Raw genomic sequence first — 17,227 nt, forward strand, 5'->3', positions numbered from 1 at the left:
GCGGGGTCGGGTCGGGGATCTCGTCGTGGAACCGGGTGGCCGCGGCGAGGACCGCCCGGTCGGCGGCCCGGGTCGCGGCCTCGCGGCGCGCCTTCGCCCGTTTCTTCACCCCACGGGCAGCCGCGCCGACGGCACGTTCGAGCGCCTGCCGGGCCTGCTCGTCCAGGTCGGGGTCGTCGAGACGGGCCAGCACGGCGAGGCAGGTCGCCAGCTCGTCCCGATCGACGGACACCCTGCCTCCCTGTGCGATGTGCGGCGAGACCGGCCGGATTCGAACCGGCGTCCTCCAGCTTGATGTCAAGGCGCGTCGACCTCTGCGCTACGGCCTCGCCGCGCGGCAGCATAACCAACCGCACCGACAAAGATCAGCCCCGGCGGCGGGCCTCCTGCAACACCCGGGCCGGGGTGCGGTTCGCACCGTTCACGGCGCGCCGGTCCGCACCCGCGTCCACCAGGGCCGCCATCACGTCCTCGGCTCCGGCGGCGGCGGCCCGGTGCAGCGGTGTGTCGCCCTCGCCGTCGCGCGCGTCGAGGGAGAGACCCGCCGCGAGGAGCGCCGGCAGGGCCCGGACGTGGTCCAGGTGGGACAGCCAGTGCAGCAACGTGCCGCCCGTCCCGTCGCGCAGCTCAGGGTCCAGGCCCGCGGCGACGAAGGCCAGCACCGTGTCGGTGTCGCCGTGGAAGAGCCGGGCGAGCAGATCGGCGCGGACGCGCCGGATCTCCTTCGGCACCGCCTTGCCGCCGGTCCGCCAGGCGCGTACCGCGTTGGCGCAGCCGGTGATCGGGCCGCCGAGCCGGGCCAGCAGCAACTCCCGCTCGATCTCCGCCGCGTCGTGGTGGCCGGTGCTGAGGTGCCCGCCGGTCGACCGGAGCAGATGCCAGTCACCGCCGCAGCGGACCCGGAACTCCTTGCCGGTTTCGGGCCGCGTCGCCGGGCGGTGCTGGTCGCGGCCGGGGAAGAGCGCCTCGTGCACCAGCGGGTGCAGCTCGCCGGCGCTCAGCGCGCCGGCAAGCAGCAGCGCCACGTCCGACGGTGCCGGCACCCCGACGAGTGGCCCGGGCAGCTTGTACGCCGACGGGTGGGCGTGCAGGCGCAGCACGCCGTCGTCCTCGGTGACCGCCAGCTGGGACGCGAACCGCAGCGACCGGTGCCCGTAGCGGTGCGCCAGCCGACGGTACTCCGCCGCGAGCAGCGGTAACGTCGGCGACGACCGGGTCAGCTGGTGGGTGACCAGGTGGGCCGAGCCGTACCGGGGTGGCGTGTGGTCGACGGCGAAGCCGGCTGCCCGGTAGGCGGCCGGCACATCGCCGGCCGCCAGCAGCGCGGTCAGCGCCTCCACCATCTCGGCGCGATCGGCGGGCCGCTCCGGCGGGCTCGTCTCGTCCGGCGCGTACGGGCGGCCGTCCGGGTGATGCCAGGGGAGACGCTCCGGCGACGCCCCGTACGCCCACCGCCGGTCCGTCGACGCATCGGCGTGCCAGCACCAGTCGGGCAGGTCCAGCCAGCCGTCGCCCACCTCGGCGGCGTCGACCACCCGCAGTCCCAGCCGTTGGGGCGCCCGGGCCTCCGTCGGCTGCGACACCACGAGCACCGCCGCGTTGCCGGATCGGGCGGGAAACGGGACGTTCAGCCGGGACAGCACCACCTGCTGCCGGGACGCCAGCGCCCACGAGTCCAGCCGGGGCAGGAACCGGCGCAGCAGGTCCGGCGCGAAGCCACGCAGCTCCGCCTCGATCCGTTCCGCCTCGCCCGGGCCCCACCGGCGGGCCACGTCCGGCAGGTCGACGTGCGCGTCGACCATCCCCGCCGTGCAGGCGCCACGCCAGTCTCCTGCGGCCCGCCGCCGGCCGACCGAGGCCACCATGGCCGGCGGCGACACCAGCGACAGCCGGCGTACCTCCCTGTAGTACGTCCGTCGGCGCCCCACCGGATCGTCCTCTCCCACGTCGTGCGGGCGGACCGGCCGGATTCGAACCGGCGTCCCCTCCATAGCCTGGAGGTGCGTCGACCTCTGCGCTACGGCCCGCCGCGGCGCAGTGTAGATGGAGGACGGTGGGCGGGCCGACCGGATTCGAACCGGCGTCCCCCTCCCTGATCAGGAGGTGCGTCGACCTCTGCGCTACGACCCGCCGCCGCGCAGTGTAGACGGGAAATCGAGGAGCGGGCCGACCGGAATCGAACCGGCGTCCTTCGTCTGGGAAGTACGACGCGACGACCTCTGCGCTACGGCCCGCCGATGCGAGTGTAGAACCGGAACACGGCGGGCGCGGGCCCCCGGATACGGTTCGGCCTGTGATGACCGGCCCGGTAGACCGTCACGTGCTCTTCCTCGACGTGGACGGACCGCTGATCCCGTTCAAAGCCCGCCCGGGACGGCGCGAGCCTGCCGACTCGCGATGGCGGGACGTCATCGGCAACCCGCTGCTCGATCGGCTCGACCCGGCCGACGGTCGCCGGCTGTCGGCCCTCGGATGCGAGTTGGTCTGGGCGACGACGTGGGCGGCGGAGGCGAACGAGGTCATCTCGCCACTGCTCGGGCTTCCCGACCTCCCGGTGGTCGAATGGCCGGACGGCGACGAGGAGCCGGAGCGTGGCCTGCACTGGAAGACCCGCCACCTGGTGCGGTGGGCAGCCGGCCGGCCGACCGAGGTGTCGGCGGAGGCTTTCCAGGCGGGTGGGACAAGCGTGAGGCACGCGCCCCTTTGTTCAGTCCGATTCGTCGAGGTGCCGTTGGAGGTCGTCCACGGTGTCGTAGAACCGGGTTCTGGGCCAGGGAGGCGTCTCGGCCTTGTTTCTCCACGTGAGGTGCACTCGGGCCCAACGCGCGCCGGGAAGCGCGACGATGATGTCGTCCGAGGCTTCGGATGTGGCGATGACGACGACGGGCTGGCGGTGCAGGGGGTGGTCGGCGGCGATTTCGGTCAGAAGCTCACTGCGCAGTGCCTCTTTCTGATCACGCTCGGCGGCGCCGCTCGGCCGTAGGTCCCACCACGGGTCGGTGAAGTCGGGCTGTTCGGTCACGGCAACGGTTCAGACCGACGATTGACGGGTCTCCCGCCACGCCTGCTGGTGGCCGGTGACCTCCTGTAGCGCCTCGCGGAACGCGGCGAAGCGCTGCTCGCCGAGGGTTCGCTGCAGGCGCTCTTCGATCGTGGCCAGGATGGCGCGGGCCTTGGCGATCTCGTCCAGGCCGTGTTCGGTGGGGACGATGCGCTTGGCGCGGCGGTCGGCGGGATCGGGTTCCCGGCGTACGTAGCCGAGGCTGACCAGCTCGTCGACGATCGTGCCGATGATCTGTTTGTGTTGGCCGGTCCGGGCCGCCAGGTCGGTCGCGCGGACTCCGTCGGCGTCGAGGAAGGCCAGCACCGAGCCGTGGCGTGGACGGACGTCGGGGTGCCCCTGCTCGCTGAGAGTTTCGAAGAGTTCGTTCTGCAACGCCCGCATGAGCTGCCCGGTCAGGACTCCCAGGTCGGGGTGGTGCTGCGCGGTGTCCACCGAACCGCCTCCCGAAATTAGTCACGATGCCTGACTGTCAAGTACTATGACTATACCGTGGTCTCAGCTGATCCCCCAAGCCACCCCGTGCAGACAGAGGAGAGACCCGACATGAGCGCCAACGGCTACGACTACGCCATCACCCGCACCCTGGACGCTCCGGTCGAGAAGGTCTGGGCCGCCTGGACCGACGCCGACAAGTACGGGCCGTGGGCCAGCGCCGAGGACGTCGTCCTGGACGTACGGCCGGGCGGCGCCTGGAGCGCGGTCATGGTCATCCCGGGCGGCGCCCGCATCCCGCTCACCGGCAGCTACGCGGAGGTCGTGCCGAACGACCGGCTCGTGATGGGCATGGACGTGCCGGGCCGTGACGAGCCCGTCCTGATGACCCTCGACCTGACGCCCGACGGCGACCGCACCAAGGTCACCCTCTCGCAGACCTTCGACACGGCCGAAGACCGCGACCAGTCCGAGCAGGGCAGCAACATGCTGCTTGACGGGCTGACCCGCTTCCTGGCCACCGCCTGACCGGTACGACCGCGCGGGGTGAGGAGAGCCCTCACCCCGCGCGGTCGTGCGCCGTCTGCATCCCCCGCTCCGACCGACGGCGAGGACGCCCAGCCACCGTGCGGCAGCCGAGTCGGCGCAGGCCGTGGTCAGGCGATCCGGTAGGCCCGCTGGATCGTCTGCGTCACCGTGTTCCCGGCGGTGTCGGCGGCCGTCACCCGCAGCGACACGAACCCGGACCGGCGCGGGTGGACGATGAGGGCGGCGTCGCGGATCACCGGCAACGGGAGCCACGTCCTGCCGTCGTCGAACGACGCGCTGACGCCGAGCGTCCGGTTACCCGCGGCGGACGAGCCCGCCTGCCGATCCAGGGCAACCGGGATGGTCATCGCCCGGCCCGCCCGTGCCGTGTTGGTGTCGTCGAGCGCCGGCGTCGGCCGGGCCGTCGTCAACGGCAGCCGCTCCGGCTTCGACGTGTGGGCCGAGGTGAAGGTCCACGCCACCGCGACCGACGTCGACAGGGTGTCCGGGGCGGCGCGGGTGACGGTCGCCTCCAGGCGGTAGGTGGCCTTCTCGGCGGGTACGGAGAAGTCCGCCCACGGGCCGTCCGCGGTGGCGATCTCCTTGCCGTTACGCAGCAACCGGAGGTGGACCGGCAGGTCGTCGCGGCTGGCCGGCCGACCTGTCGCGTCGCCGAACAGGGGTGGCGCCGCGATCGAGATGGTGTCGCCGTCGCGGCCCGCGTATCCCAGCGGCGACCACTCCGGCACCCCGTTCATGCTGGGCCCGAACGGCGCCGCGTTCCAGGTCTGGGCGTACCTCCTGCCCGGCTTGAAGGTGGACTCCTGGGTGGTGAGGTTGTCGCCCTCGACCAGGGTGGACGTCCAGACGATCCCGCCGTCGGTGTTGTAGTACTCGGTGCCGTGGAAGGGCAGGTCGATCGACGTGCTCGACCCGATCGGGCCGGGGCCACCGGGGGCTGCCGCGCGGTGCTGGCGGACGGCCGTGGCGGTGGTGGACTGGCTGCGGTAGGTCGCCTTGACGGTGGCGAGGTTCTTCGGCGACAGCTTGCGCGTCAGCCCGGTGAACATGTCGCCCTGGAGCACGTAGGCCAGGTCGTAGGTGTAGGGGCTGTTGCGGAAGCTGCCGTCCTTGCCGGGGCGGGCGAGCCCGATGCCCAACGTCACGGCGAGCTCGGGGGCGGCGACGGCGGGCCCGACCCGGCCGAAGAACACGTTCGCGAACGAGTCCCCGTCGAGCTGGACGCCCGGGTAGCGCAGGCCGTCGTTCCAGTTGGCGCTCACGTGGACGCCCAGCGGTGCGGCGTCGCGCTCTGGCACGGTGAGCGAGACCGGCCGGGCCGTGCGGGCGTCGATCGCCTCGGTGATCGGGCCGCGGACGTCCAGGACCGGCTGCACGAGCAGGCTCGACCTCTCGCCGTCGTGGATGGTGCTGTAGAGGGCGTAGCGGCCCTTGGGCAGCCGCATCGTGCCCCCGCCCGGTTGCCCGTCGAGGGTGGTGAACTCGCCGGTCGTCAGGCTGGCCGCTACGGCCCGGTAGTCGGTGGCCGGTCGGCCGTCCCGACCGGTGTGGTCGAGCCGTACGTCGTAGCTCTCGATCTCCCGGTTGAGCGCGAACGGTGTCCGCACCCGCAGGTCACCGGCGCCGGTAGCGGTGAGCGCGCCCTGGTAGACGCCGTCGGGGGCGTCCACTCGGGTGTCCACGGTGATCGTGGCCTCGGCGCGGCCGCCGGCCGGTACGACGAGGGTGGCCGGGTTGACCGTGAGCATGCCGGCCGGGGCGGGTGCGACGGTCAGCGACAGGGTGACCGGCGTGCTGCCGGTGTTCCGGTAGCCGACGACCTGGGTGATCGGGGTGTCGTCGGCGTGGGGCCAGCGCTGCACCGGGAAGTCGATCGCGGCGATGTCGGCGGCGATCGGCTGGGCGACGGCGCGGCCGATGTCCACCCGGCCCGCGCCCTGCTCGTAGAGGCTCTCCTCACCGGTGGGCTCGGCGGAGTCCATCAGGGCGGCCTTCAGCTGCGGGCCGGACCAGTCCGGGTGCTGCCCGGCGAGGATCGCGGCGGCGCCCGCCACGTGCGGGGTCGCCATCGAGGTGCCCGACATGGGGACGTAGCCGCCGCCGGGGGCCGCGGCGACGATGTCGACGCCGGGCGCGCTGATCTCGGGCTTGATGTGGTTGTCGCCGACCCGCGGTCCCTTGGCGGAGAAGTAGGCCCGCTGGTCGTCGGCGTCGACGGCGGCGACGGCGAGGGCGTCGTCCGCGGAGGCCGGCGTGTTTACCGACTTCGGCTTGCCCTCGTTGCCGGCGGCGACGACGAAGAGTGTGCCGTACCGGCGGCTCAGGTCCTGGACCGCGGTCTCCAGCGGGTCGAGCGCCGGCGTGTCCGTGTCGCCGATGCTCAGGTTGATCACGCGGGCCTGCGGCGCGGCCCACTGCATGCCGGCGATCACGTCCGAGTCCTGGCACTCGGTGGTGGCGCAGACCTTTCCGACGACCAGCTTCGCGCCGGGGGCGACGCCGCGGTACCGGCCGTCGGAGGCCGCGCCGCTGCCGACGATCGTCGACGCCACGTGGGTGCCGTGACCCACCGTGTCGGCGGGGTCGTCGGCGCCGGTGAAGTCCCGGACCGCGGCGAGCTGCCCGGCGAAGTCGGGGTGGCCGGCGTCGATCCCGGTGTCGAGCACGCCGACGGTGACGCCGGTGCCGTCGTAGCCGGCCCGCCAGGCCGAAGGGGCGCCGATCTGCGCCACGCTACGGTCCAGGGTCACCCGGCGCTTGCCGTCGAGCCAGACGGCGCTGACGCCGGCGGTGAGCGTACGGGCGGTCGGTGTCGCGTGGGTGAGTGACGACCAGAGCGCGGCCCGCTCGGTCCGGCCCGCCCGTACGGCGAGCGCGTGCGCGGCGGGCAACTCGGCGCGTACCCGGGCGGACCCCTCGACGGCGGCGGCGCGCGCCTGCGCCGGCTTGTTCTCCGGGTACGTCACCAGCAGCGGCAGGTCGGCGCTTCGGTCGTCGTAGCCGAACTCGCCGAGGACGGTGAGGTCGAACAGCCGCGGGTCGAGCCGGCCGTCGCGCAGCAGCGGCGCCGCGTCGGCGGGGATGACGTACTGGTGGCCGCCCTCCCGGCTGCTGACGAAGCGCATGCCGGTCCGGCCCGGTCCCCGCTGGATCTGCGGGTGGCCGGTGGCGTCCAGCGTCACGCGGTCGCCGGTGATCAGCGTGAAGGTGCCGCCCGGCCCGCTGGCCGGGGCCGCCGGTTGCTCCTGCGCGCCGGCTGGGGTAGCCGACACTCCGGCCGTGACCAGCGCGGTCGCGAGCACCGCGGCTGTCAGGGCGCGTCGTTGCCGTCGTCGCACATCGTCCTCTCCGCCTCGGGTTTCTCCCGGGTCGGCACGATGACGCCTGGACCGCTCAGCGGGTTGATCATCAACCTTGTGACGAGCATCACAATCCGGCACCGCGCGGGTGGGGTCCCTCCCCCCGACCGGGTTGCATGCGGCGTGACCAGGGGACGAGGCTTCGAGGGGGCGCCGGTCGGATGCGTGACGCTGAGGAGTTCGACGCCCTCTACGCGGCCTGCGCGGGCCGGATCGTGGGCCACGTCTACCTGCTGACCGGCAACCTCAACGAGGCGGAGGACGCCGTCGCCGAGGCCTTCGTGCGGGCCTGGCAGCGCTGGCAGACGGTGCGGGAGGCGGACAGTCCGGAGGCGTGGGTGCGGCGCGTCGCCTCCCGGATCGCGGTGAGCAGCTGGCGCAAGGCGATGAACCGGATCCGTGCGCACCACCGGGCCGCCGTCGAGCAGAGCGTTCCCGGCCTCGACGAGAACCACGTCGCGCTGCTGCAGGCGCTGCGGCGGTTGAGCGCCGACGAACGCCGGGCCGTCGTGCTGCACCACCTGAACGATCTCACCGTCGCCCAGGTGGCGGCCGAGATGCAGCGGCCGGTCGGGACCGTCAAGACCTACCTTGCTCGCGGCCGCAGGGCGATGGCCGCGATGCTGACCGAGGAGCCCCAGGAGGAGGCGTCCCATGGCTGATCCGCGCGACGACCTCACGGCCATCGCCGACGGGGCCCGTCGGACGACGAAGTTGCCCCCCGCGCAGACGCTGCGCGACCGTAGCGACAGGCGTCGCCGCCGTCGGACCGCCGTGACCGGCGTCGGCCTCGCCGCGCTCGCCCTGGTGATCGGGGCAGTGGTGGTGCAGGCGCGGGAGCAGGCGGTGGCGCCGGACCGGGGTGTGGTGGCCCCGGCGGGTCAGGTGCCGCCGTCGGCCGTCCCGTCCGTGACCGCGTCGGCGGGGCCGCGGGAGATCCTCACCGGCCGGCGGCAGGTCGCGATCGTGGTTCCCGGCATGAACCGGGCGATGCTGGCTATCGACCGCGACGGCGATCAGGTGCGGGCCACCACCGAGCGCGGCGTCGACGACCGGGCGCGGTGGGTCCTGCGGCCCGACGGGGACCGGTTCCGGATCGTGCTCGCCGGGCCGGGAGGCGGCGGGCAGACCTGCATGACGGTCGTGCACGACGCCGCGCCGGGCAGCGTCCGCGTCCGGACCTGCGAACCGGGCGCGCAGACGCAGCTGTTCACGATCGAGCAGGAGGCCGACGGAAGCTTCTCGCTCTTCCAGGGCCGTCGTTACGTGCAGGTGGTCGACGGCACCAACGCACTGGTTCCCGACCTGCCGGAGGCGCTCACCACCACGTACGAGTTCGAGGACCGGGGTCCCGTCGTCGACGAGTAGTCCGGAGGCGATCGATGCGCCCGACGCGGAGCTGGTCCGGCGCGCACTGCCAAGGCGCACACACCTCAGGCACGGCACCCCGGCCCGGACCCACCACCCGGGGGCCTACCTCACGGTCCGGAGGCCCTTACGAAACACGGGCTAGTAGCGCCCGCGCCCGAACGCATCGGCTACCCCCCAGCGCCCGGGGATATCAAGCAGTTCGATGCGTCCGATCTCTTCCGGCACCGCGGGATCGACCAGCAGGTGTTCGCCGTGCGGTTCCATCCCGAGCATCGTGCGGAGAAGCAGCAGGGTCGCCCCGCTGGACCAGGCCTGTGGGCTGCAGGCGGTCGGATACTCGACCGGGTACTGGGTCAACTCGCGGTCGTACCCACCGAACGCCTCGGGCAGACGGCCCTGGAAGTACTGCGCGGCGTCGATGATTCCATGGGCGATATGGGCAGCTTCCTCCTTGAAGCCGTAGCGCCGCAAACCCAACGCGATCAACGAGTTATCGAAGGGCCAGACGGTGCCTACGTGGTACCCGACCGGGTTGTAACGCTCATCGCCCTCCGCCAACGTCCGCACACCCCACCCGGAAAACAGCCGCGGCCCGACCAGATGGGTTGCGACTTGCTCAGCCCGCGAGTCCTCCACGATGCCACTCCAGAGCAGATGACCGATGTTCGAGGAGAGCGCGTCGACTGGTTCGCCCTCGGTGTCGAGCGCGAGCGCATAGTACTGTCCGTCCTCGATCCAGAAGTCACGGTTGAACCGATGCTTGAGGTTCTCCGCCTCCCGTTCCAGCCGATCTGCGAGCGCCGGGTCGTCCCAGAAGTTGCGGGCGAGGCGAGCGGCGCGCAATTTCGCGTCGTACGCGTATCCCTGGACCTCGCAGGTTGCCCGCGGAAAATCAGGCAGCCTGCCGTCCCGATAGGAAATCGAGTCCCAGGAGTCCTTCCAACACTGGTTCACCAGCCCGGTCGCCTCGTTACGGCGCTTGTACCACACGTAACCGTTGCCCATCAGATCGCCGTACTCATCGATCCACCCGAGAGCCGCGCGAGCGAAGTCCTCCGACTGGCGTACCAGTGCGCCGTCGCCGGTCCATCGCTCGTACTCGTCGAGGAGGATCAGGAAGAGTGGGGTCGAGTCGACGCTGCCGTAGTATGGCGAGTGCGGCTGCTCCTCGAACGCGGCTGATTCGCCGAGGCGCAACTCGTGCATTATTTTGCCGGGCTCCTCCTCGCGGAAGTCATCCAGCTTGCTGCCCTGCATGGACCCGAGGAGGCGCAAGGTTGTCGCGGCGAGTTCCGGTGTGAACGGTAACGCCTGCAGGCTGGTGAAGATGCTGTCGCGGCCGAAGAGCGTCATGAACCACGGCAGACCCGCGGCTGGCATCGTTCGACCGCCCGAGATGAGCGGCGTGTACCGCAACGCCGCGAGATCAACGAGGCTGCGTCTGTACGTCATCGCCAACGGCTCGTAATCACATTCCAGGCGTGGTGTCCGGCTGAGCCACTCGTCCTGGTCCCTCCGGACTTCTGGCCGAGGTCGGCCGCGTTGGCCCTGCAGGCTGGTTCTGATTTCTCTACCGCGTCCCCCCAGCGCCTCGACGTGCAGACTCGTCTGCCAGGTGCCGTGCGGTTCAATGCGGACGGAGAACGTGAGACCATCCTCGTCGATCTGAGCGGGCGCGGTACTGGAGATGAGGGTTTCGCGCCGGAAGGTGTCTCGCTCGTAGCCCAACCGGAGGCGCCCGTCCTCAACCACTGCGTAGCGTTTCCCGGCCTTGTGCTTCCGCACGTTCTTGATCTCGAAGATGTCGGCGAAATCGCTGCCGACGTCGAGGCGGATGGTGAGGTCGACGGGCTTGCCCGTATGGTTGAAAATGCTCAACTGCTCTTCGAGGCTGCGTCCGATCTCCTGCTTGCGGATAACCGACACCTTGGCGTCGACGTAGTGAGTAGGTTCTCCAGGGACCAGGAAGAACCGCGCCTCGAAATACTGCAGGTTGTCGACGGAAAGCGACTGGAGTCGTTCACCGTTGACGGTGAGACGCCAAGTCGACAGGAAGCGGGTGTCATACGAGAAGAATCCCGCCGGGAAGGTGGGGGACACCTCCATGTCGCCGCGCTCGTCGCTCACGACGAAGGTGTTTCCGTCGAGGATACGAACGCGTTCGGTCACCGCCGCCCCCTGGGGAAACGGGCGGCAGGCCGCGGATCATGCGCATCGGGCGGTCCTGGAAAAACCTTCGTGAGGAAGCGAAGCAGGAGCAGGTCGCCGTCACAGGTGAGTTGGTTGCGCAGCCATGCCGCCAGCGCGTTCACCTCACCGCTCGTGATGCGGTCGAATAGGACGCGATCGGCGCGGACGACGCAGTCAGCGTGGCGCTCCTCCCGCGAAACACTGACGTCTCCCTTCGTGATTGCGAGTATCCAGTGGTCCGTCCGCCCCTCATGATCAAGGTCAAAGCGCATCACGCCGCTAACCTGCGCCAGCAGGCGCTCGTGCCCGCGCCGGCCAAGCTGATCGAAGAACTCACCAGTTGGATCGGACATGTCCGAAAGCATGGTGCGGGAGATGGTGGCTCCGCATCACCCGATGCGGGTGAGATCGGTACGAGGCGGTCTGGCGTTCGCGTGACCTCGTGAGTTGTCCGATCAGCTCGGCCAGGGCGAACCGACGATGCGCTCGACCGTCGTCGAGCGCTGGAGGCCGGGGATGAAATGCTCGAGCACGTCGGAGCTGACGGTGCCGTTCGTGGTCTCGGGACGATCCTTCAGCCCGTCTACGCAGGCTCGCAGAAACTCGTTCTTGAAGTCACCTCGCGGGTGGACGGCGAGAATTTCGTCCAGCTGGTCGCGGTCCAGTCCCTCCAGGCCGAGGCCGATCACGTCGGTCAGGGCACCGAGGTGCGTGGTCGCGATTTCCGGGGCCATCCGCTCGGGGATGCCCGGGGTGGTGTGCAGCGCGATCGCCATCCACACGGTCTCGGCGGCGGCGGTCGAGAAACCCCGGTCCAGGAGGAACTTGCGCGCGTGGTCGGCGCCATCGACTTCGAAGCGCTGCACGACGTCGGAGAAGGGAGTCAGGAGGCCGACGTCATGGAACATGGCCGCCAGATAGAGCAGCTCCGGGTCCAGCTCCGCGCCGAGTCTGTGAGCGTGCATCAGACCGAAGAAGAAGACTCGCCGCGAGTGGTGGTAGATGACGGGACGTGTCGTCTCCCGGGCGATCCTGGTCGCTTCGGCGACCGCCGCTGTCTCAGGAATCTCCAACCCCGCGATGACCTCTGGCATGACCTCTGACCTTTCCGGGGAATGTCTGCGGACAGTTTTCCAATCTGCGTGCGTATCGATCACCGCTTCGCCGTGACGTGGAACAGCCCCACGCACTTTCTGGAAGCACGCCTCAGGCGGGCGCGTCGCGGATGGCGAGCGCGGCCTGCACGAGCGCCGCGTGCGTCAGCGTCTGCGGGTAGTTGCCGAGGTGGGTGCCGGTCGCCGGGTCCAGCTCTTCCGCGTAGAGGCCGAGTGGGCCGGCATGGTCGAGCATCGCCTGGAACAGCTGAAGCGCCTCGCCGCGCCGCCCGGTGCGGGCGAGCGCCTGAACGAGCCAGAACGAGCAGGGCAGGAACGCGCCTTCGCGGCCGGGAAGCCCGTCGCGGCCGGGCGGGTAGCGGTAGAGGAGCGGGCCGCCGGCGGAGAGCCGGTCGCGGATCGCGTCGATGGTGCCGCGTACCCGGGGCGAGTCGATGCCGTCGAAGTTCAACAGCGGCAGGACGAGCAGGGCGGCGTCGAAGTCCTGGGAACCGTAGCTGCGTACGTAGCTGGCCGCCGCCGGGTCGAATCCGCGCGTGCGGACCTCGACGGCGATGGCCTCGCGGGTCTGCTGCCAGCGTCGCCGGCGGCGCTGCGACAGCGGGTGCGTGTCGGCGATGGCGAGGGCCCGGTCCAGGGCGAGCCAGCCCATGAGCTTGGAGTGGACGTGCTGGGCCGGTTCACGGACCTCCCAGATCCCGGCGTCGGGCTCCTGCCAGCAATAGCTGACCACGTCGGCGAATCCCCGTACCGCCCGCCACGTCTCCGTGTTGAGGCGCCCCCCGGCCTGCACGAACGCCCAGGCGGCGTCGATCACCCAGCCGTACCCGTCGAGCTGGTGCTGCGCGGCGGCGGCGTTACCGGTCCGGACCGGAGCGCTGCCGCGGTAACCGGGCCAGCCGGGTACCTCCCGTTCCCGGGGCACGGTGCGCCCGTAGAGGGTGAGCAGCGCCGGCAGGCGTGGGCGCTGCAACCGGCTGGCGTGCAGCAGCCAGGCGAGGAACCCGCGAGCTTCCTCGGGTTTGCCCACGCTGAGGAAGGCGCTGACGCCGATGCTGGCGTCCCGGGGCCAGACGTAGCGGTAGTCCCAGTTGCGCATCCCGCCGGGATCCTCGGGCAGTGACGTGGTGGGTGCCGCCACCGGCGCCCGTGAGGGCGAGTAGGTCAGCAGCCGCAGGGTGAGCAGGCTTCGTACGACGTGTTCCCGGAACGGCAGTGACTCGTCGATCTCGGCGGTCCAGGTTCGCCACCGCTGTTCGTCCTCGACGAGCAGGTCCCAGGCCGCTGCCGGGTCCACGTGGATCAGTGGTTCGCGGTAGGCCACGGCCAACACCAGGGTGAGCGGACGACCAGGGTCGACAGTGATCCGGGTGAGTCGGCCCGGTTCGACGGCGAGGTCGCGCGTGCCGCCCAACGAGACCGCCAACGCCCCCCACTGGCACACCAGGCCCTGACGCCGCCGGTGGACCCGGGGCCGTTGGTGGTGTTCGCCGTGGCGGGGGTCGAACTCGACGACGGCGTCGATCGGCGCGTCCTCGGCCGACAGCCGCCGCACGATCAGCGTCGTGGGCAGGAGGCGGCCGCCGACCTCGGCCACCATGGCCTCGGTGAGGGTGAGCCGCCCGGCGCCGACCGCCCAGGTCGTCTCCAGCGTGGCGGTGTGCTGCCGGTAACGCCGTTCGACCACCGGAGCGGGTTCGGCGGGGCCGACCCGGAAGGTTCCCGCGTCGGGGCCGCCGACCAACCGGCCGAAGAGCGGCTCGCCGTCGAAACGCGGCACGCAGAGCCAGTCGACGCCGCCGTCGCCGGCGACGAGCGCGGCGGTGCGGGTGTCGCTGATCAGCCCGTAGTCGCTGATCGGCCTGGGCGGCCGGAGCCACGTCGGGTCGGGTCCACCGGTCATGGGAAAGCTCCTCGGGTCACGTGACCGGGTGCGCGGGCCGTCGCGGTCAGCCGGCCCGCAGCAGCAGCCCGAGGACCAGCCCGTAGAGGACGTGGACGACGGCCGCGACGGCGGGCGTCTGGTTGCCGTAGTTCAGGGCGAACAAGCCCGGCGGTTCCAGCACCGCGGTGCTGGCCAGGCCCGCCCGCTGGGAGGCCATGCGCGGGTGGACACCGGGCAGCAGCGGCAGCAGCACCGTCAGCGCGATCCCGACGTGGACGAAGCCGAGCAGCGCGCCGATCCACCAGGTGGCGTGACCCAACAGGGCGAAGGTGGCCGCGTAGCCGAGGGCGAAGCCCTGACCGACGCCGAGGTGCATGACGAACCCGATGACGCGGGCACGGTCGGGATCCTCGGTGACGAGGGTCCCGAGTGCCAGCGGAAAGTCGATGCGGGTGAGCCCGGCCAGCTGGGCGGCGGTCAGCGCTGCGGTCAGCGCGGTGGTGGCGACCAACCCGAACAGCGCCCATCCGGCCCAGTCCATCTCAGTGGTGGGCGGCGCGCGGGTTCACGGCCGCCGCGCCGCCCGGGCTTTCCGCGCCGCACGGGAAACGTCCCCCGTACGGCCGGCTCCGGGGCACCGGGCGGTTCGGGGCCGTCGGCGCGGGGCGCGGCGGCGTTCTCGCGGTCATCGGTCCGTCCTTCGGCTGGCCGGCGTGCGGCTGCGCGGCCGTGATCGGGGAGTCCCGCGTCGCACCACCGTCGGACGACCCTGGCCGCGCCGGTTTTTCACCATATGTCACCGCGCGGCGGTGTGTGGCCGGCTCGTCGAGACGCGACCGACACCGGGCGAGCCGCGCACGCCGAGGCCGGGACCGGTCGGGCCGCGTCGCCGGCGCGACAGCAACACCACTCCCGTTGTGCGCCCGGACGCCGGTTTCCATTCACCGGCATGACGGGTGGGCCCCCTAGCGTCACCGGCTGACAGTTCGTCTCCGGCCGGATGAGTGGTGATCATGTCATCGGCACCCGAAGTAAGCGTCGTCATCCCCACGTTCGCCCGCCCCGACCTGGTCACCCGGGCTGTCCGTAGCGTCCTGGCCCAGACGGTCACCGACATCGAGGTCATCGTCGTGATTGACGGCCCCGACCAGGCGACCCAGGACGCGCTCGGCGGGATCGACGACCATCGCCTGCGGCTCGTGCAGCTCGCGCAGAAGGGCGGCGCCCCGAACGCCCGCAACGTGGGCGTGGCGCACGCCGCCGCGCCGTGGACGGCCCTGCTGGACGACGACGACGAGTGACTTCCGGAGAAGCTCGCGGTGCAGTTGGCGTACGCGCGGCAGGCCACCGCCGCGCTGCCGGTCATCGCCAGCCGGCTGGTCAACAAGACCCCGCGTGCCGAGTTCGTCATGCCCCGCCGCCTCCCGCTCGACGGCGAGCCGGTGTGCGAGTACCTCACCGTCCGGCGCGGTCTGTTCCACGGTGACGGGTTCATCCAGACCTCGACGATCATGGCGCCCACGTCGTTGCTGCGTCGGGTCCCGTTCACCGTGGGCCTGCGCCGCCAGCAGGAGCTCGACTGGACGCTGCGGGCGCTGGACCAGGACGGCGCCGACCTGGTCATCGCCGCCGAGCCGCTGGTGCTGTGGCACCAGGACGAGGACCGGCCGCGGATCAGCCTGAACTCGCCGTGGGAGGCGCAGCTGGAGTGGGTGCGCAAGATGCGCCCGCTGCTGACCCCGAAGGCGTACGCCGCCATCGTCATGAGCATCATCAGTTCGATGGCGGCGCCGACACGGAGTTTCCGCGTGTTCCGGATGCTGCTCGGCGACGCGCGACGGCACGGCCGGCCGAGCGCGATCGACTACCTGACGTTCTTCCAGATCTGGCTGATCCCACCGCAGCTGCGGCACACCCTGCGTGACCGGATCCTGAGCCGCCGACGCCCCGCCCCCGCACCGGACGCCGAGCCCGTCCCGGCCACCTCCGCGACGCGCGGCGGCGGGGTGCCGCCCGCCGACCACCCGGTCCGCACGACAGCCGCCGCGCTGCCGGTGTCACCGGTACCGACGACCGGCCCGGGAAGCGATGTCCGGAGCTAAGGTCGCGGTGATCTGGCGCAGCGGTCTGCTGCCGATCTCCGAGACGTTCGTCCGCAACCAGGGCGACGCGTTGCCGTCGTGGCGGCCGGTCTACCTCGGCGCCAACAAGATCGCCTCGCCGATCGCGGCCGACGGCGACGTGATCGTCTACCCGGGCACTCCGGCCGGCCGTCGTGGCTGGCACCAGCTGCGGGCGACCGGCCGCTCGGCGCGGCTGCGCCGGCTGCTGGCCCGCCTCAAACCGACGGTGGTGCACGCCCACTTCGGTGGCGACGGCTGGTTGATCAGCCGCACCGCCCAGCAGTTGGGCGTACCGCTTGTCGTCACCCTGCACGGCGTCGACGTGACGCGGCAGCCGGCCGTGCCCGGCCTGCGTGGCGCGCGGCACCGCCGCAAGCTGCGCGCCGCGTTCGACCGGGCCGCCCTGATCATCGCCGTCTCGGCCTTCATCCGCGACCGCGCTCTGGAGTTGGGCGCCGACCCGGCGAAGGTGCGCGTCCACTACACCGGCGTGCCGATCCCGGCGGAGCCGCCGGCCGGTCCGAAGACGTGGGACGTGGTCTTCGTGGGCCGGTTCGTCGACAAGAAGGGCGCCGACGACCTCGTCGAGGCGCTCGGACTGCTCGCGCCGCTTCGGCCCCGCGTCCTCTTCATCGGCGCGGGCCCGCGGCAGGAGGCGACCCGGGCGCGGGCGGTTCAGCTCCAGGTGGACGCCACGTTCCTGGGCGCGCAGCCGCCGGAGCTGGTCCAGCAGCACATGGCGCAGGCCAGGATGCTTGCCGCGCCGTCCCGAACGGCGTCGGACGGCGACTGCGAGGGACTACCCACGACCGTCCTGGAGGCGGCGAGCCTCGGACTGCCGGTCGTCGCCACCCACCACAGCGGCATCCCGGAAGGGGTCCGAGAGGGGGAGACCGGCCTGCTCTGCGCCGAACGGGACCCGGCGGCGCTGGCCGAGAACATCCGCCGGCTGCTCACCGACGAGCCGCTGCGGGAACGCCTCGGACGCGCCGCCCGCCGGCACGCCGTGGAGAACTTCGACCTGCGCCGGCAGACGCGACTGCTCGAGGAGCTGTACGAGAGCGTCGTCGCTCCCGGCGTCGCCCGGCCGGATGCCGCCGAGGCCGCCACCCCGGCGCCGCGCTGAACCGTGCCGCGCC

14 protein-coding genes, 4 tRNA genes and 2 pseudogenes are annotated in these 17,227 nt (G+C 71.7%); 7 read left to right on the forward strand and 13 right to left on the reverse strand.

Annotated features, from left to right (window positions below; all coding sequences use genetic code 11):
• The 6 genes and pseudogenes from E1211_RS08855 to E1211_RS08880 form a co-directional block, all read right to left on the reverse strand.
• A pseudogene (locus E1211_RS08855) lies at positions 1-232 on the reverse strand (SDR family NAD(P)-dependent oxidoreductase); the annotation flags it as partial.
• Positions 233-256: 24 nt separating this feature from the next.
• Positions 257-329 (reverse strand) — tRNA-OTHER (locus tag E1211_RS08860).
• Positions 330-365: 36 nt separating this feature from the next.
• Positions 366-1,928 (reverse strand): ankyrin repeat domain-containing protein, encoded by a 1,563-nt coding sequence (locus E1211_RS08865; RefSeq protein WP_132347310.1) that lies wholly within the window; start codon positions 1,926-1,928, stop codon positions 366-368.
• Between the two features lie 27 nt (positions 1,929-1,955).
• Positions 1,956-2,027: transfer RNA gene (locus tag E1211_RS08870), tRNA-Ser, on the reverse strand.
• 27 nt (positions 2,028-2,054) lie between these two features.
• Positions 2,055-2,130, reverse strand: a tRNA-Asp gene (locus E1211_RS08875).
• A gap of 31 nt (positions 2,131-2,161) precedes the next feature.
• Positions 2,162-2,234 (reverse strand) — tRNA-Gly (locus E1211_RS08880).
• A gap of 62 nt (positions 2,235-2,296) precedes the next feature.
• Between E1211_RS08880 and E1211_RS32950 the strand changes: the two are divergent.
• Positions 2,297-2,644 (forward strand): annotated as a pseudogene (locus E1211_RS32950) (hypothetical protein); the annotation flags it as partial.
• A 387-nt stretch (positions 2,645-3,031) separates the two neighbouring features.
• On the opposite strand, the gene E1211_RS08895 reads toward E1211_RS32950, so the two are convergent.
• Positions 3,032-3,496 carry a MarR family winged helix-turn-helix transcriptional regulator gene (locus tag E1211_RS08895; protein ID WP_243709441.1) on the reverse strand — a complete coding sequence of 155 codons (465 nt, stop codon included), beginning with the start codon at positions 3,494-3,496 and terminating at the stop codon, positions 3,032-3,034.
• A 111-nt stretch (positions 3,497-3,607) separates the two neighbouring features.
• Here E1211_RS08895 and E1211_RS08900 point away from each other — a divergent pair, with 111 nt between their 5' ends.
• Complete coding sequence (locus E1211_RS08900; RefSeq protein ID WP_132347312.1) at positions 3,608-4,024, forward strand: SRPBCC domain-containing protein; 417 nt, start codon at positions 3,608-3,610, stop codon at positions 4,022-4,024.
• A gap of 128 nt (positions 4,025-4,152) precedes the next feature.
• Here E1211_RS08900 and E1211_RS08905 read toward each other — a convergent pair whose 3' ends face one another.
• Positions 4,153-7,383 carry a S8 family serine peptidase gene (locus E1211_RS08905; protein ID WP_132347314.1) on the reverse strand — a complete coding sequence of 1,077 codons (3,231 nt, stop codon included), beginning with the start codon at positions 7,381-7,383 and terminating at the stop codon, positions 4,153-4,155.
• Between the two features lie 182 nt (positions 7,384-7,565).
• On the opposite strand from E1211_RS08905, the gene E1211_RS08910 reads away from it, so the two are divergent.
• Complete coding sequence (locus tag E1211_RS08910) at positions 7,566-8,066, forward strand: SigE family RNA polymerase sigma factor (protein WP_132347316.1); 501 nt, start codon at positions 7,566-7,568, stop codon at positions 8,064-8,066.
• A complete protein-coding gene (locus tag E1211_RS08915) occupies positions 8,059-8,772 on the forward strand; it encodes an RICIN domain-containing protein (protein ID WP_132347318.1) in 714 nt (237 codons plus the stop codon). Before E1211_RS08910 ends, E1211_RS08915 begins: the two co-directional genes overlap by 8 nt.
• Before the next feature lie 141 nt (positions 8,773-8,913).
• On the opposite strand, the gene E1211_RS08920 is transcribed toward E1211_RS08915, so the two are convergent.
• The 5 genes from E1211_RS08920 to E1211_RS08940 form a co-directional block, all read right to left on the reverse strand.
• Positions 8,914-10,944: a glycogen debranching N-terminal domain-containing protein gene (locus E1211_RS08920; RefSeq protein ID WP_243709442.1), complete on the reverse strand. Its 2,031-nt coding sequence runs from the start codon at positions 10,942-10,944 to the stop codon at positions 8,914-8,916.
• A complete protein-coding gene (locus tag E1211_RS08925; protein ID WP_165947208.1) occupies positions 10,941-11,318 on the reverse strand; it encodes an SCP2 sterol-binding domain-containing protein in 378 nt (125 codons plus the stop codon). Before E1211_RS08925 ends, E1211_RS08920 begins: the two co-directional genes overlap by 4 nt.
• 102 nt (positions 11,319-11,420) lie before the next feature.
• Positions 11,421-12,059 (reverse strand): HD domain-containing protein, encoded by a 639-nt coding sequence (locus tag E1211_RS08930; protein ID WP_132347322.1) that lies wholly within the window; start codon positions 12,057-12,059, stop codon positions 11,421-11,423.
• 112 nt (positions 12,060-12,171) lie between these two features.
• On the reverse strand, positions 12,172-13,983 hold the full coding sequence (locus tag E1211_RS08935) for a glycoside hydrolase family 15 protein (RefSeq protein ID WP_132347324.1): 1,812 nt from the start codon (positions 13,981-13,983) through the stop codon (positions 12,172-12,174).
• Positions 13,984-14,029: 46 nt separating this feature from the next.
• Positions 14,030-14,506, reverse strand: coding sequence for a hypothetical protein (locus E1211_RS08940; RefSeq protein ID WP_132347326.1), 477 nt, complete (start codon positions 14,504-14,506; stop codon positions 14,030-14,032).
• A 472-nt stretch (positions 14,507-14,978) separates the two neighbouring features.
• Between E1211_RS08940 and E1211_RS33335 the strand changes: the two genes are divergently transcribed.
• The 3 genes from E1211_RS33335 to E1211_RS08950 are packed head-to-tail and all read left to right on the forward strand — an operon-like array spanning position 14,979 to position 17,214.
• Positions 14,979-15,266 carry a glycosyltransferase family 2 protein gene (locus E1211_RS33335; RefSeq protein WP_243709443.1) on the forward strand — a complete coding sequence of 96 codons (288 nt, stop codon included), beginning with the start codon at positions 14,979-14,981 and terminating at the stop codon, positions 15,264-15,266.
• A gap of 18 nt (positions 15,267-15,284) precedes the next feature.
• Positions 15,285-16,067, forward strand: a complete 783-nt coding sequence (locus E1211_RS08945) for a hypothetical protein (protein ID WP_243709444.1) — start codon at positions 15,285-15,287, stop codon at positions 16,065-16,067.
• Positions 16,054-17,214: a glycosyltransferase gene (locus E1211_RS08950; protein WP_132347328.1), complete on the forward strand. Its 1,161-nt coding sequence runs from the start codon at positions 16,054-16,056 to the stop codon at positions 17,212-17,214. The genes E1211_RS08945 and E1211_RS08950 overlap by 14 nt, the downstream gene beginning before the upstream one ends.
• Positions 17,215-17,227 lie beyond the last annotated feature (13 nt).

Origin of the sequence: Micromonospora sp. 15K316 (assembly GCF_004348525.1) — a bacterium.
Taxonomy (GTDB): domain Bacteria; phylum Actinomycetota; class Actinomycetes; order Mycobacteriales; family Micromonosporaceae; genus Micromonospora.

Coding starts and splice junctions, on each gene's coding strand:
- E1211_RS33335 (WP_243709443.1), top strand. CDS start 14,979: ATGTCATCGGCACCCGAAGTAAGCGTCGTCATCCCCACGTTCGCCCGC.
- E1211_RS08900 (WP_132347312.1), top strand. CDS start 3,608: ATGAGCGCCAACGGCTACGACTACGCCATCACCCGCACCCTGGACGCT.
- E1211_RS08925 (WP_165947208.1), bottom strand. CDS start 11,318: ATGTCCGATCCAACTGGTGAGTTCTTCGATCAGCTTGGCCGGCGCGGG.
- E1211_RS08910 (WP_132347316.1), top strand. CDS start 7,566: ATGCGTGACGCTGAGGAGTTCGACGCCCTCTACGCGGCCTGCGCGGGC.
- E1211_RS08950 (WP_132347328.1), top strand. CDS start 16,054: ATGTCCGGAGCTAAGGTCGCGGTGATCTGGCGCAGCGGTCTGCTGCCG.
- E1211_RS08930 (WP_132347322.1), bottom strand. CDS start 12,059: ATGCCAGAGGTCATCGCGGGGTTGGAGATTCCTGAGACAGCGGCGGTC.
- E1211_RS08940 (WP_132347326.1), bottom strand. CDS start 14,506: ATGGACTGGGCCGGATGGGCGCTGTTCGGGTTGGTCGCCACCACCGCG.
- E1211_RS08915 (WP_132347318.1), top strand. CDS start 8,059: ATGGCTGATCCGCGCGACGACCTCACGGCCATCGCCGACGGGGCCCGT.
- E1211_RS08935 (WP_132347324.1), bottom strand. CDS start 13,983: ATGACCGGTGGACCCGACCCGACGTGGCTCCGGCCGCCCAGGCCGATC.